Genomic DNA, 14,647 nt, shown 5'->3' with positions numbered 1-14,647 from the left:
CCCGACTGCGGCCATGCGTTGGCGCCGCCGAGATCGGATCTGGAGACAAAGTTATGGGTATCTTCGATGCAATGAACACCTCGGTGGGTGGCCTGCAGGCGCAGTCCTACGCGCTGCAGAACATTTCCGGCAACATCGCGAACTCATCCACCACCGGTTACAAGGGCATCGGCACCAGCTTCGTCGATCTCATTCCCGACTCCTCGGTGCCGAGCAAGCAGGTCGCCGGCGGCGTGACGGCCAACGCCAAGGCCACGATCACGACGCAGGGCACGATCTCGGGCTCCACCGTCGCCACCAACATGGCGATCACCGGCGATGGCTTCTTCTCGATCCAGAAGGCGACGGGCGTCGTCGACAACGTTCCGGTGTTCAGCGGCGTCACCTACTACACCCGCCGCGGCGACTTCCAGCTCAATGCCAACGGCAATCTGGTCAACGGCGCCGGCTATTATCTGATGGGCACCACGGTCGACCCCAAGACTGGCAACCCGACCGGCAACGTCTCCACCGTCCTGAAATTCCAGAACAACTTCATCCCGGCACAGGCGACCACCTCGATCCAGTACGCCGCGAACCTGCCGTCCCAGCCGAACACGGCGGCGAGCTCGACTGCGGTGAGCGGCTCGCTGCTGGCGGCCGGCGGCCTGAACCCGTCCGATTTCGCCGCCAACCCGCTGATCGTCGGCACGCCGCCGCCGCCCTATACGAATGCGACGATCTCCGGCGCAGCCGCTACCGGCAATCTGCGCTCGGCCTATACGGCAACGACCGCGACTGGTTCGGTGGCGCTGATGGACAGCGCTTCGGCGGTGGCGACTGGCAGCACGTCTCTCGATGCCGCCGTGTCCCCGCATCTCAATACCAGCCTGCTCACCAACCTCGCCGGCAAGTCGTTGACCGTCAACGGCCAAACAATCAACTTCGACAACACAGTCTCGGGCGTTTCGACGGCTGCGGGCCCTCCGGTGGTCACCACGATTGGTCTGCAGTCGCCCACCAGCGCAAAGATGTCGGACGTCCTCAACGCGATCGCGACTGGAGCCGGCGTTCCCGCCTCCAGCGTGACTCTGACCGCCAGCGGTAACATCCAGATCACAACCAGCACCACAGCCGACGTGACGATCGGCGGCACTGCGGCAAGCTTCCTCGGCATCAGCAGCGTGACGCGCGGCGGTAACGTGCTGTCCACCCCCGCGATTACGAGTGGTACGCAGCTCGGCGGCACCGCGACGCCTGGCGGGCCGGAAGTCCTCTCGACGCCCTTCGTGGTCGGCAACACGATCCAGGTCAACGGCACGGGACCCGCAAATACGATCACCTTCGTGGCCTCCGGTGCGACCCCTCCGAACCAGATCAACATCACCGACTCCATCGCGACTCTGCTCAACCAGATCGACCAACTCAGCGGCGCGAGCGGTTCTTCGATCAGCAACGGCGTGATCAGCCTGAATACCGGCATCGCCAATCCCACCTTGACGGTGACCAGCAACAACAGCAGCGCCTTCGCGGCGCTCGGCTTCACGTCGTCCATCTCCAAGGACCGCGGCGGTGGCGGCACTGCCGGCACCGGCGGCGTGATCGGCAACGACATCGCCACGTTCACCAAGGAATCGATCAGCGGCGGCGCGGTCACCGCCTACAACGCCGCGGGCACGCCGGTGAACCTGCAGCTGCGTTGGGCCAAGACCGACAGCGCCTCGCTGGGTACCGGCCATTCCGACACCTGGAACCTGTTCTACCAGACCGATCCGAATGCGACGGGCACGACGGTCGGCTGGGTCAATACCGGCCAGGCCTTCACTTTCGCGGCCGACGGCTCGCTGACCTCGCCGAGCGGCTCGGGCATCACCATCAACAATGTCAGCGTCAGCGGCCAGTCGCTCGGCTCGGTCGCCTTCAACATCTCCTCGGGCGGGCTGACGCAATATGCCAGCACCAGCGGCGCGGTGACCATCAACACCATCACGCAGAATGGCTACGCTGCCGGTCAGCTCCGCTCGGTGTCCGTCAACAACAGCGGCCTCGTGGTCGGCACCTTCTCCAATGGCCAGAATCTCAACCTCGCCCAGGTGACGCTGTCGCACTTCAACGGGACCAACTATTTGAAGGCGATGGACGGCGGTGCCTACGCCGCGACCGAACAGTCGGGCACTGCGATCGACGGCGCTTCCGGCAGCATCAGTGGCTCGTCGCTGGAAGGCTCGAACACCGACATCGCCGACGAGTTCACCAAGCTGATCGTGACCCAGCAGGCCTATTCGGCCAACACCAAGGTGATCACGACGGCGAATTCGATGGTGCAGGACCTCCTGAACGTGTTGCGCTGATCGGCGCGTGACGTAACCAAAGGCGGGTAAGTACACATGGGTTTGAGTTCAGCCCTTGCCAGCGCGATGAGCGGTCTGCGTGCCAACCAGGCCGCGCTCTCGATCGTCTCCTCGAACGTCGCGAATTCGCAGACGCCGGGTTACGTCGTCCAGACGGCGAACCAGATCGAGGTCACCACCGGCGACTTCGGCTCGACGGCGATGACGACCGGCGTCAGCCGGGAGCTCGACACCTATGTGCTGAACCAGCTGCGCACCGAGACCGGCGGCAGCGGCTACGCCGACCAGATGGCCAACATCCTGAAGCAGCTTCAGAATGTCTATGGCACGCCCGGCAACGACGGCACGCTCGAAACCGCGCTGAACAATTTCACCTCCGCGCTCCAGGCACTGTCGACCAGCGCAGGCTCGTCGTCGGCGCAGACGGTCGCCCTCGGTGCGGCGCAGGCGCTGGCGCAGCAGCTCAACGTCACCACCAAGGGCATCCAGTCGTTGCGCTCCAACGTCGAGCAGGATCTCGGCACCTCGGCGCAAGCGGCCAACGCGGCGATGAAGCAGGTCGCCGACATCAACACCAAGCTTCAGGGACTGTCGGCTAACGACCCCTCGGCCGCGACGCTGATGGACCAGCGCGACCAGGCGATCAACACGCTGTCGAAATATGTCGACGTCCGTGTCACCACGGACGGTTCGAACCAGGCCAACATCTACACCACCACCGGCATCCAGCTGGTCGGCGCCGGCCTTGCCTCGCAGTTCTCCTTCTCGTCGGCCGGCGCGCTGTCGGCGACCTCGCAGTACAACGTCGATCCGGCCAAGTCCGGCGTCGGCGCGTTCAACATCGTTCTGCCGAACGGCTCGAAGCTCGATGTCGTCGCCAACAACGTCGTTTCTTCCGGCCAGATCGCGGCCGATTTGAAGCTGCGCGACCAGACGCTGGTGCAGGCGCAGACCCAGATCGACCAGCTCGCCGCCGCGATGTCGAGCGCGCTCTCGGACAAGACCACGGCCGGCAGCACGGTCTCCGGCCCGCCGGCCGGTTTCGACGTCGACCTTGCCGGCGCGCAGCCGGGCAACACGGTCAACATCACCTACACCGACACGGCCACCAACACCCAGCGCCAGATCACGCTCGTCAACGTGACGGATCCGGCCGCGCTGCCGCTGCAGAACGCCACCAACGCCAACCCGATGAAGATCGGCGTGAACTTCTCGGGGGGCATGGGCGCGATCGCGTCGGCCCTCAACACCGCGCTGTCAGGCGCGCACCTGTCGTTCTCCGCCGCCCCGTCGCCGGCGACGGCGACGACGCTGCGGGTCACCGACGACAACTCCGGCCTTGCCAAGGTCAATTCGTCATCGAGCACGAAGACGATCTCGTCGCTGACCTCGGGCAATCCGCAGCTGCCGCTGTTCACCGACGGCGGGCAGGCGCTCTACACCGGCGCGATCACGGCATCGGGCTCGCAGATGACGGGCCTTGCCGGGCGCATCGCGGTGAATACGCAGCTGGCCAGCGATCCGACCAGGATGTCGGTCTACAACACCTCGCCGGTGACGCCCGCGGGCGACACCACGCGTTCGGACTTTCTCTACTCGCAGCTCACCACGGCGGTGTTCTCCTATACGCCGCAGAGCGGCCTCGGCTCCGCCAGCCAGCCCTTCACCGGCAGCGTCTCGAACTACCTTCAGCAGTTCCTGAGCGTCCAGAGCAATGCCGCGACGCAGGCGACCCAGCTTCAGCAGGGCCAGAGCGTGGTGGTCTCGACGCTTCAGGCCAAGTTCAACTCGACCTCCAGCGTCAATCTGGACTCGGAGATGTCGAACCTGATCCAGCTTCAGAATGCCTACGCCGCCAACGCCCACGTCATGTCGGTGGTGCAGAGCATGATGAACACGTTGATCCAGGCTCAAGTGTAACCAGTACAGGGCTCTGAAACATGTCGATCAGCAGCATCAACTATTCTTCGTCGATTCTCGGCGCGCAGATCCGCAACATCAACCAGCAGCTCACCGACCTGTCGACGCAGCTCTCGACCGGGAAGCTGTCGCAGAACTATTCCGGGATGGGCGCCAACGAGGGCTTCGCGATCGCCGGGCGCGCGCAACTCTCCAACATCGCCGCCTATACCGACACGATCACGAACGTGAACGTCAGCATCAACCTCGCCAACACCGCGCTCCAGTCGCTCACGACGATCCGCAACACGGTGCAGACCGGCTCCGCAAGCACTGCGCAGGATCTCAACGTCAACGGCCAGACCGTCGCGCAGAACACCGCCGCCGCACAGTTCGGCTCGATGGTCGGTGTCCTCAACACGCAGTCGGGCAACCGCTATCTGTTCTCGGGGACGGCGTTCAACACGCAGTCGGTCGCCAATGCCGGCGACATCATCAACGGGACGACCACGCAGGCGGGCTTCAAGACCGTCATGGCGGAGCGCCAGGCCGCCGATCTCGGCGCCAACGGCATGGGGCGTCTGGTGCAGACGTCATTGCCGTCGGGCGCGGTGCAGGTGTCCGAGGACGTTGCCGGATCGCCATTCGGGCTCAAGATCGCGGCGGTCTCCTCGACGCTGACCGGCGCGACGGTCACCGGCCCGAGCGGCTCGCCGGTATCATTCTCGGTGAATCTCAACGGCACCAATCCGAACAACGGCGACAAGCTCAGCGTCCAGTTCACGCTGCCGGACGGTTCGACCGAGCAGATCGACCTGACCGCGTCGACGGCGACGCCGACGCCGGTCGGGAGCTTTGCGATCGATGCAAGCGTCCCGGTCAACCCGGCCAACACCCAGACCAATCTCAACACCGCGCTGAACACCGCGATCACGAAGCTCGCCAACACCTCGCTGGTGGCGGCCTCCGCGGTCACGGCCGGCGACAATTTCTTCAACACCGCGAGCTCTGCGATCGGCACCCCCGTCAGCAACCAGGCGGCGCCGCCTGTGCCCGTGACCGGCGCGACGGCGCTGTCCGGCACGAACCCCTCGGATTCGATCTCGCCGGGCTTCGTCGCCGGTGACACCATCACCGTCAACGGCACCACGCTGACCTTCGTCAGTTCGGGCGCGACCGGCAACCAGCTCAACGTCGGCGACAGCATCCAGACGCTGATGAGCAAGATCGACCAGATCACGGGAACGTCAAAGCCTTCGACCGTGCATGGCGGTTCGATCACGATCAACACGGACGATGCGGCGAGCCTCAACATCACGACCTCGAACACGGGCGCAATGAACGCGCTCGGTTTCGGCTCGACGCCGGTCACCGCCACGCAGCCGCCGCTGCGCGTCGGCTCTTCGCCGGCGAGTTCGGCGACGACGCTGGTCAACGGCTCGGCCACTACCGTGAAATGGTACACCGGCAATGACGGGCCCGGCTCGGCGCGCTCGACTGCGGTGGCGCGGGTCGACGATTCGGTCACGGTGCAATATGGCGCGCAGGCCGACGAGGACGCGATCCGCCAGCAGTTGCAGGCGATCGCGGTGTTCGGGACGTTCTCGACCTCGCCGACCGGGCAGTATGCGGGCGGGCAGGTCGCCGCGCTGAGCCTGCGCACGACCCAGGCGCTGACGAAGCAGCCAGGCGAGCAGCGCATCGAGGATATCCAGACCGACCTCGCGATGGCCCAAAACACGATGAAGGGCGCAAGCACGCGCCAGACCCAGGCCAAGGCGCAGCTCCAGTCCATCATCGACCAGGCCGAGTCGGCCTCGCCGGACCAGGTCGCCAGCGAGATCCTCGCACTCCAGAACGCGCTTCAGGCGTCCTACCAGACTACCTCGAACCTCGCGCAGCTCTCGCTCGTCAAGTTCCTGTAGGTGCGCATTAAGGCGCCGTTAACCATGCCTCTTTACCTCTTGGTGAGGATTTAAGCGGGGGCGGGGGCCGTCAATGTCGGACAAGATGCAGCTGGTGGTGGCCACGCCGTGTTTCGGCGGGCAGGTCTCGAGCATCTACGCCAGCTCGATCTTCGCGCTCCAGCGCGCCGTGCACGGCATGTCCAATCTCGAGCTCAAGGTGCTCCTGCGCGACGGGGACGCGCTGATCACGCGCGCGCGGGCCAATCTGGCCGCGATGTTCCTGGACGATCCCAAGGCGACCCATTTCCTGTTCATCGACGCCGACATCGGCTTCAAGCCCGAGCAGGTGTTTCGCCTGATCGAGTGCGGCGCGGACGTCGTTGCGGGCTGCTATCCGATCAAGCGGGTCAATTGGGACAAGGCGAAGCGGGCCATTGAGACCGGCCGTGCCGACGTGCCGGCGGCCTCGCTCGACTACGTGCTCGAGATCGAGGACCCCGACCGCATCGTGGTGGTCAACGGCTTTACCCGCGTGCGCTACGCCGGCACCGGCTTCCTGATGATCCGCCGCCACGTGCTGGAGGCGATGTGCCGTCACCCGGACTATGCCAATCTGCAGTTCTTCCGCGAGCATTCGCACGACACGCTGGCGGCCAGCCAGAACCGCTTCGCGCTGTTCGAATGCATGATCGATCCCGCGACCGGCACCTATCTCTCCGAGGACTTCGCCTTCTGCAAGCGCTGGACCGATATCGGCGGCGAGATCTGGGCCGACATCCAGAGTTCGCTGGATCACGTCGGGCCGTCGGTGTTCCACGGCGACATCGCTTCGCAATTCGCCGCCGCGCCCGCGGCGGCGGCCGATGCGGCGTGAGCTTGCCGGGATGAGCGCCGGCGCATCCCGACTGTCAGACCCCGAGCGCATGTCTGAAGGCGGCTCGCGCTACCGCCTGCGCGATCTCTTCACGCCACTGGACACGCTGCTCGTCTCCGGCGGAGATCCGCGGCTGGCGCTCGACGCCAGGGATGGCGTCAACTCCTATGGCTGTGCGGCTTCGCCGGAGCCGGAAATCTGGAATTTCGGCTCCTCGACCGCGTCCACGATCTCGCAATTGGCCTATGACCGCGCCGCACTGGCGCGCGAGGAACTGGTGCACAAATGCCTGTTCGACGAGGTCGAGATCGCCTTCGATGCGCGCTGCGAGGGCATGCGCGAGGAGTTGCGCAGCCATCTCCAGCTCTCGCCGCGCGTCGACGTCGTGTTCTCGCCTTCGGGCACGGACTCCCAGCTCCACGCCCTGTTCCTGGCGCGCGCGGTGCTCGGCGCCTCGCCGGTGACGATCGTGGTCGGCGCCGACCAGACCGGAAGCGGGACAGTCCATACCGCGCGCGGACACCATTTCAGCTCGATGACGGCGAGCGGCTTTACGGTCCGTAAGGACGGCGCGGTCACGGGCCTTACCGGCGACAGCATCGCGGTGCCGCTGCTCGATGCCGCATCCGGCATCGGGATGCGCGCCGATGCGGATGCCGCGGTCATGCGCGCAGTCGAGGACAGCCTCGCGCAAGGCCGACGCGTTCTGTTGCACATCATGGATTCGTCAAAACTCGGCTGGCGCGCGCCGAGTGCTGCCTGCCTCGATGAGATCGCGCGGCGCTGGCCGCGCAAGGTTCAGGTCGTCGTCGATGCCTGTCAGGCGCGGCTCGGCCGCCGCGGGCTGCGTTCCTATCTCGACCGCGGCTACATGGTGCTGATGACCGGCTCCAAATTCTTCGGCGGCCCCGCCTTCAGCGGCGCGCTGCTGGTGCCGAAAGGGCTGTCGCGGTCGCTCGACCGAATCGAGGGGATTGCGCCGGGCTTGTTCGACTATGCCGGCCGCTGCGATTGGCCGATGGCCTGGACCGCGCTGCGCTCGCGCTTCGAGCGCCGGCCGAATTTCGGACAATGGCTGCGCTGGGAGGCGGCGCTCGCGGAGATCGGCACCTACTATGCCGTGCCCGGGGCTTTTCGCAGCAAGGTGCTTGCCGAGCTTTCCGCCGGTATCGCCAGCATGATCGCGCTGTCGCCGTCGCTTCGCGCCGTTCCGGGGGCAATCGAGGAGAGCGCGGCTGACGACGAGGAGTTCGCGCAACGGACCATCTTTCCGTTCACGCTGCTGCGCGATGGCAAGCCGGTCTCGATCGCAGAGACAGGCGCCGTTCATCGGGCGTTGGCACGTGACATGAACGAGGAGATCGGCGGCAGCGCGGCGGACCGGCAGGTCGCCGCGCAGCGCTGCCTGATCGGTCAGCCGGTCCGGCTGGAGCGGCCGAACGAAGCGCCGCAGGCCGCGCTGCGGCTCTGCGTCGGCGCCCGGCTCGTGACCGAGGCCTGGTCGCCGGATATGGCGCAGGCCCAACGCAATGTGCAGCACATCCTCGATCGCATCGCCCATGTCGTGGTGAAGATCGAGCTGCTGCTTGACCGCGGCGCGGCTGCGCCGGGGAAGTTTGTGCTCGAGGTCTAAGATGCTGCATCCTGTTTCCACGCCGAACTATTCCGACCGCATCGGCTTTGCTCAATTGACGCGCCGGGCCTTCGAGGGCGGCGATCTCCATCCGTTGCGCGAGCGCCTCCTGGCGCGGATCGCGGAGGGGACGGCGGAGGCCGGCGAGGGTCTCGATCTGTCGCTGATTGCCCAGCTCCTCGGCGAGAAGGAGGCTGGGCTCGTGATCCAGACCGAGGTGCTGTCCTTTCACCAATTGTTTCGTACGCCTTGCGCGCTCCCGAAACCCCGCCTGCGCGTACTCGCGCTCGCGGCCGATATCGACATGGGCGGCAATACCCCGATCGAGTTCCTGCTCGAAGGCTCCGACATCGAGCTCCTGACACTCTATGTGACCAAGCGGACGGGCCTGCCGGAAACGCTGCCCGATCACGACGTTGCCATCGTGGTCGCCTCCGATTCCGAGGAGTGCCGCGAAGCGCTTGCGCTGATCGAGCGGGCCGCGCCGAACTGGCCGCGGCCGCTGCTCAATCGCCCCGAGTTGATCGGCAATCTCGATCGCGACAAGCTGTATCGGTTGCTGGCAGACATTCCCGGTCTCGACATTCCCGTGACTGCCCACGCGACGCGGACGCAATTGTCGGATCTCGTGCAGGGGCGGATGGCCTGCGCCGACATCACGGGCGAATTGCGTTTTCCGATGATCGTGCGGCCGCGCGGCACGCATGCCGGCGTCGGGCTTGCGAAGATCGACGATGCGCCTGCGCTCGAAGCCTATCTCACCGAGCGGCAAGAGCAGGACTTCTTCGTCGCGCGCTTCGTCGACTATGCGAACCCCGACGGACTTTACCGCAAATATCGTCTCACCATGGTCGACGGCAAGCCTTACGCCTGCCATATGGCGATCGCCGATCGCTGGGACATCTGGTATCTCAACGCCTATATGGCGTTCAGCGAAGAGAAGCGGGCTGAAGAAGCCACCTTCATGGTCGACTTCGACAACGCTTTCGCTGCGCGTCATCGCAACGCGCTCGACGAGATGAGCAAGCGCGTCGGCCTCGACTATTTCATCGTCGACTGCGCCGAGAACCGGGACGGCGAACTGCTGGTGTTCGAGGCCGACAACACCGCCGTCGTCCACAACATGGATCCGCCTGCCGTGTTTCCCTACAAACCGCCGCAGATGCGCAAGATCTTTGCCGCGTTCACCGCGATGCTGTCGCGACACGCAAGAGCGGGCGAGGGGAGTGCAGCATGAACGAGATCATCCGCAACACGCAAAGCTCCGTCACGCAGACCTCGCTCGATCCGCAGGACTGGAGCGAGTTTCGCGCGCTTGCCCATCGCATGCTGGATGAGTCGATCGACAGCATCGCCAACGTTCGTGCGCGTCCGGTGTGGCAGCCGATCCCCGACAGTGCCCGTTCGACAATGAAAGCCGACGTGCCGCGCGAGGCGAGCGATCTTGCCGATATCTATCGCGAGTTCGCAGAACATGTCGCGCCCTATGCGACCGGCAACGTTCATCCCGGCTTCATGGGCTGGGTGCATGGCGGCGGCACCGCGGTCGGCATGCTCGCGGAGATGCTTGCGGCGGCTCTCAATGCCAATCTCGGCGGACGCGATCACATGCCGATCGAGGTCGAGCACCAGATCGTTGCATGGATGCGCGACCTGTTCGCTTTCCCCGAGAGTGCAAGCGGGATCTTCGTCACGGGAACGTCGATGGCCAACCTGATGGCCGTGCTGGTGGCGCGCACCGCTGCGCTCGGCACGCCGGCGCGGCAGCACGGCATCGGCAATGACGGCGCGCTGCTGACGGCCTACACGTCGAAGGCCGCGCATGGCTGCGTCTCGCGGGCGATGGACATTGCCGGGCTCGGCACCGATGCGCTGCGCAAGATCGGTGTCGATGCCGATCATCGCATCGACGTTGCGGCGCTGCGCGCGCAAATCGCGGTCGATCGCGAGGTCGGCTTCAAGCCGTTCCTGGTGGTGGCATCTGCCGGCACGGTCGACATCGGCGCGGTCGACGATCTCAAGGCGATCGCGCAGCTGTGCCGCGAGGAGGGAATCTGGTTTCACGTCGACGGCGCCTTTGGTGCGCTCGCGATCCTCTCGCCCGAGCTCGCGCCAATACTCGGCGGCATCGAGCTTGCAGATTCCATCGCGCTCGACTTCCACAAATGGGGACAGGTGCCCTACGACGCCGGCTTCCTGCTGGTGCGTGACGGCGAGCAGCACCGGCAGGCCTTTGCGCAGCCGGCAGCCTATCTGAGCCGCGAGGCGAGGGGGCTTGCGGCCGGCGCGGTCTGGCCGTGCGATCTCGGTCCCGATCTGTCGCGCGGCTTCCGCGCGCTGAAGACCTGGTTCACGTTGAAGACGTTCGGCACCGACCGGCTGGGCGCGGTGATCGTGCGAAGCTGCGCGCTCGCCAAATATCTGGAGGCGCGCGTGCTGGCCGAGCCGCGGCTGGAATTGCTGGCGCCGGTCAATCTCAATATCGTCTGCTTCCGCTACCGTGCTGACGATGCGGTCAATCGCGAAATCGTCGCCGATGTCCAGGAGTCCGGCCTCGCGGCGCCGTCGAGCACGACGCTGGACGGCAAGTTCGCGATCCGCGCAGCCATCGTCAATCACCGTACCGATGAAACTGATATCGACGCGCTCGTGGCTGCGGTGCTCGAGTTCGGCGCACGGCGGGGCGGCAACGGCGTGATCGAAGTCGAGGCACCGCCGCTCGCGACGCAGTGATATCCAAAACCGCAAACGAAAACGCCCCGGACCAGGTCCGGGGCGTTTTCGTTTGAGATGTGCGAAGCGCTCAGGCGGCCGAGCTGACGTCTTCCTTGACGTCCGCCTTGGGATGGGTGGCCTCGAACTGCTCACGCAGCTTGTCCTCATAGGCGATCAGCTTGCGGGCATCCTTCAGAGCCCGGTAGAGGTCGCCGCTCATGATGTGGTTGTTGATGCTCTCGATGATCGGCCAGGCACTCGGCACCGCGGTGACGATGTCGCGCACCAGGTTGAAGTAGGTGCCGTGCTGGCTCTGCGGATCCGGCGAGATGTACATCAGCTGGACCGCCAGATAGACGAGCTTGGCCGGCGTATCGGCGGTCTCCGGCGTGAGGATGTCGCGCTCGCGCAGGATCGGCACGTTGTCGCCGTCGATCAGAAGGCGGGCGCGCTGGTCGGTGTTGGTTATCACGCAGTTACCGACGATGATGCGTTCGTGCGGTCTGAGCTCGACCTTGAGGGCCATGCCTGTTCTCCATCAACGCTTTCGTAACCGAGCGTGTGTTGCGGCGGATCAGGGCGCAATACTCCATCAAGACTAGTTAACGAGTTGTGAATCTCGGGCAGTCGCGCGGAAAAGCTCAATCTTTTCAACGATAAAATTCCACGGCGGTGCAGCGACGATCGCGCCGCAGTGCCCCGAATCGCGCCGCGACTCAGACAAAGCGCCGTTTTCATTTCATGCTTCGTTAGATTCTCGGAGCCACGGTCCGCCGGTCGCCGGGTCAATCGGGACCCGAGCAGACGCGTCACAGTAGCGTTTACCAGAAAGGTAACAGCGTATGTCCGGTATCGTTCTCTCCGCATCGGTTCGTCAGAACCTTCTCTCCCTCCAGTCCACCGCTGATCTTCTCGCCACCACACAGAACCGTCTGTCGACCGGCAAGAGCGTCAACTCGGCCCTGGACAATCCCACCAACTTCTTCACGGCCCAGTCGCTCGACAACCGCGCCAGCGACATCAACAACCTGCTCGATGGCATCGCCAACGGCGTGCAGGTGCTGCAGGCTGCCAACACCGGCATCACCTCGCTGCAGAAGCTGATCGACAGCGCCAAGTCGATCGCCAACCAGGCGCTGCAGACCACCGTCGGCTACTCCACCAAGTCCAACGTCTCCACCACGATCTCCGGTGCGACCGCTTCGGACCTGCGTGGCACCACGTCCTATGCGAGCGCGACCGCGAGCAGCAACGTGCTCTATGACGGCACCGCCGGCGGCACGCATGCGGCAAGCGGCACTACCACGCTCGGCGCGACCATCGGCACCGTGACCGGTGCGGCGGCAACGGCCGGCGACGGCACCACCGCGTTGACCGGTGCGATCACCCTGATCGCGAACGGTGCGGCAACGGCGACCGGCCTGGTCGGCAACGCCCAGCCCGCCGACGGCGACACGCTGACCGTCAACGGCAAGACCATTACCTTCCGCGCGGGTTCTGCCCCGGCGAGCACTGCTGTTCCGTCCGGCTCGGGCGTCAGCGGTAACCTCGTCACCGACGGCAGCGGCAACACCACCGTCTATCTCGGCACCACGACCACGCCGACCGCGACGGTCAACGATCTCTTGACCGCGGTCGATCTGGCCAGCGGCGTCAAGACGGCCTCGATCACCTCGGGTGCTGCGACGATCGCGACCAGCGTCAGCCAGACCGCCTCGAGCGTTGCTGCGGGCGCCGTCACGCTGAAGAGCTCGACGGGTGCTGACCTCGCCGTCACCGGCCGGGCCGACCTGCTCAAGGCTCTCGGTCTGTCCTCGGCGGTCGGCGGCGGCAATGCCACCGTCAACGTCAACCGCACCACCAGCGCGACTTCGCTCGGTGCGACGATCACCGACGGCTCGACGCTGAACGTCAACGGCAAGGTCATTACCTTCAAGAACGCGCCGACCCCGGGCTCGACCGGTGCTCCGGCCGTTGCCAGCGGCTCCGGCGCGAGCGGTGCGGTCGTCACCGACGGCAGTGGCAACTCGACCGTGTATCTGCAGGCCGGCACTGTTGCCGACGTGATGAACGCGATCGACCTCGCCACCGGCGTCCAGACCGCGACCATCGCAGCCAACGGCACCGCGACGTTTGCGGCTGCCTCCGGCCAGTCGAAGTCGTCGATCAACACCTCCGGCCAGCTCAAGATCTCGACCGGCGTTAACGCCGATCTGTCGATCACCGGCACCGGCAACGCGCTGAACGCGCTCGGCTTCGCCGGCAACACCGGCACGTCGTCCGCCTTCACCGCAGCTCGCACCTCCGGCATCGGCGGCATCAGCGGCAAGACCTTGACCTTCTCCTCCTTCAACGGTGGAACGGCGGTCGACGTCACCTTCGGCGACGGCACCAACGGCACGGTCAAGACGCTCGATCAGCTCAATACCAAGCTGCAGGCGAACAACCTGTCCGCCACGATCGACGCCAACGGCTTGCTGACGATCTCGACCACCAACGACTACGCGTCCTCGACCATCGGTTCGAGCGCCGCGGGTGGCTCGATCGGCGGCACGCTGACGACGTCGCTGACGTTCTCGACGGCCTCCGCTCCGGTCGCCGACACCGTCGCTCAGACGGCGCGTGCCAATCTGGTCTCTCAGTACAACAACATCCTGAACCAGATCGACACGACTGCGCAGGACTCCTCGTTCAACGGTGTGAACCTCCTGAACGGCGACCAGCTCAAGCTCGTGTTCGACGAAACCGGCAAGTCGAACCTGAGCATCACCGGCGTGACCTACAACTCCAAGGGTCTGGGCCTCGCCGCGCTGACGAACGGTGTCGACTTCATCGACAACTCCGCGACCAACAAAGTGTTGTCGAACCTGAACGCCGCCTCGAGCACGCTGCGTTCGGAAGCGTCGAGCCTCGGTTCGAACCTCTCGGTGGTGCAGGTTCGTCAGGACTTCAACAAGAGCCTGATCAACGTGCTGCAGACCGGCTCGTCGAACCTGACCCTGGCCGACACCAATACCGAAGCGGCCAACAGCCAGGCACTGTCGACCCGTCAGTCGATCGCGGTCTCCGCGCTCTCGCTGGCCAACCAGTCGCAGCAGAGCGTGCTGCAGCTGCTCCGCTAATCAGCGGACGACATCGCAACAAGATAGAGCGGCGGGGCTTCGGCCCCGCCGCTTTTCATTTGTGCGGTGTGTGAAGACGTCGTGCCTTCGAGACGAAGATGATGCATTCGAATGCAGCCAATTGCTCACTCTGAGTTATGGTTGACAAGTGGCAAACGCGTCTCGGC

At 65.2% G+C, this 14,647-nt stretch carries 9 protein-coding genes; 8 read left to right on the top strand and 1 reads right to left on the bottom strand.

From position 1 onward, the window contains the following. Positions 1–53 precede the first annotated feature (53 nt). From NLM15_RS29540 to NLM15_RS29510, 7 genes are all read left to right on the top strand, one after another. Positions 54–2,330 (top strand): flagellar hook-basal body complex protein, encoded by a 2,277-nt coding sequence (locus tag NLM15_RS29540; protein ID WP_254121297.1) that lies wholly within the window; start codon positions 54–56, stop codon positions 2,328–2,330. 36 nt (positions 2,331–2,366) lie between these two features. Beyond that, positions 2,367–4,250 carry a flagellar hook-associated protein FlgK gene (flgK, locus tag NLM15_RS29535; RefSeq protein ID WP_254121296.1) on the top strand — a complete coding sequence of 628 codons (1,884 nt, stop codon included), beginning with the start codon at positions 2,367–2,369 and terminating at the stop codon, positions 4,248–4,250. 20 nt (positions 4,251–4,270) lie between these two features. Next, positions 4,271–6,154, top strand: a complete 1,884-nt coding sequence (locus NLM15_RS29530) for a flagellar protein (RefSeq protein WP_254121295.1) — start codon at positions 4,271–4,273, stop codon at positions 6,152–6,154. A gap of 73 nt (positions 6,155–6,227) precedes the next feature. Next, positions 6,228–7,010, top strand: coding sequence for a hypothetical protein (locus NLM15_RS29525; RefSeq protein ID WP_254121294.1), 783 nt, complete (start codon positions 6,228–6,230; stop codon positions 7,008–7,010). Continuing rightward, the gene (locus tag NLM15_RS29520) at positions 7,000–8,643 is read left to right on the top strand and encodes a hypothetical protein (RefSeq protein ID WP_254121293.1); all 1,644 of its coding nucleotides are present in this window, start codon (positions 7,000–7,002) and stop codon (positions 8,641–8,643) included. Before NLM15_RS29525 ends, NLM15_RS29520 begins: the two co-directional genes overlap by 11 nt. Before the next feature lies 1 nt (position 8,644). Next, positions 8,645–9,880: a RimK family alpha-L-glutamate ligase gene (locus NLM15_RS29515; protein WP_254121292.1), complete on the top strand. Its 1,236-nt coding sequence runs from the start codon at positions 8,645–8,647 to the stop codon at positions 9,878–9,880. Then, positions 9,877–11,376, top strand: a complete 1,500-nt coding sequence (locus NLM15_RS29510; RefSeq protein ID WP_254121291.1) for an aspartate aminotransferase family protein — start codon at positions 9,877–9,879, stop codon at positions 11,374–11,376. Before NLM15_RS29515 ends, NLM15_RS29510 begins: the two co-directional genes overlap by 4 nt. A gap of 70 nt (positions 11,377–11,446) precedes the next feature. Here NLM15_RS29510 and flbT read toward each other — a convergent pair whose 3' ends face one another. Then, complete coding sequence (flbT, locus tag NLM15_RS29505; protein ID WP_254121290.1) at positions 11,447–11,884, bottom strand: flagellar biosynthesis repressor FlbT; 438 nt, start codon at positions 11,882–11,884, stop codon at positions 11,447–11,449. Positions 11,885–12,200: 316 nt separating this feature from the next. On the opposite strand from flbT, the gene NLM15_RS29500 reads away from it, so the two are divergent. Beyond that, on the top strand, positions 12,201–14,480 hold the full coding sequence (locus NLM15_RS29500; RefSeq protein WP_254121289.1) for a DUF1522 domain-containing protein: 2,280 nt from the start codon (positions 12,201–12,203) through the stop codon (positions 14,478–14,480). Positions 14,481–14,647: the final 167 nt, after the last annotated feature.

It is taken from the genome of Bradyrhizobium sp. CCGB20 (assembly GCF_024199855.1).
Taxonomy (GTDB): Bacteria; Pseudomonadota; Alphaproteobacteria; order Rhizobiales; family Xanthobacteraceae; genus Bradyrhizobium.
Note: the sequence above shows the minus strand (reverse complement) of the source record. Positions and strands in the feature narration are given on the sequence as shown.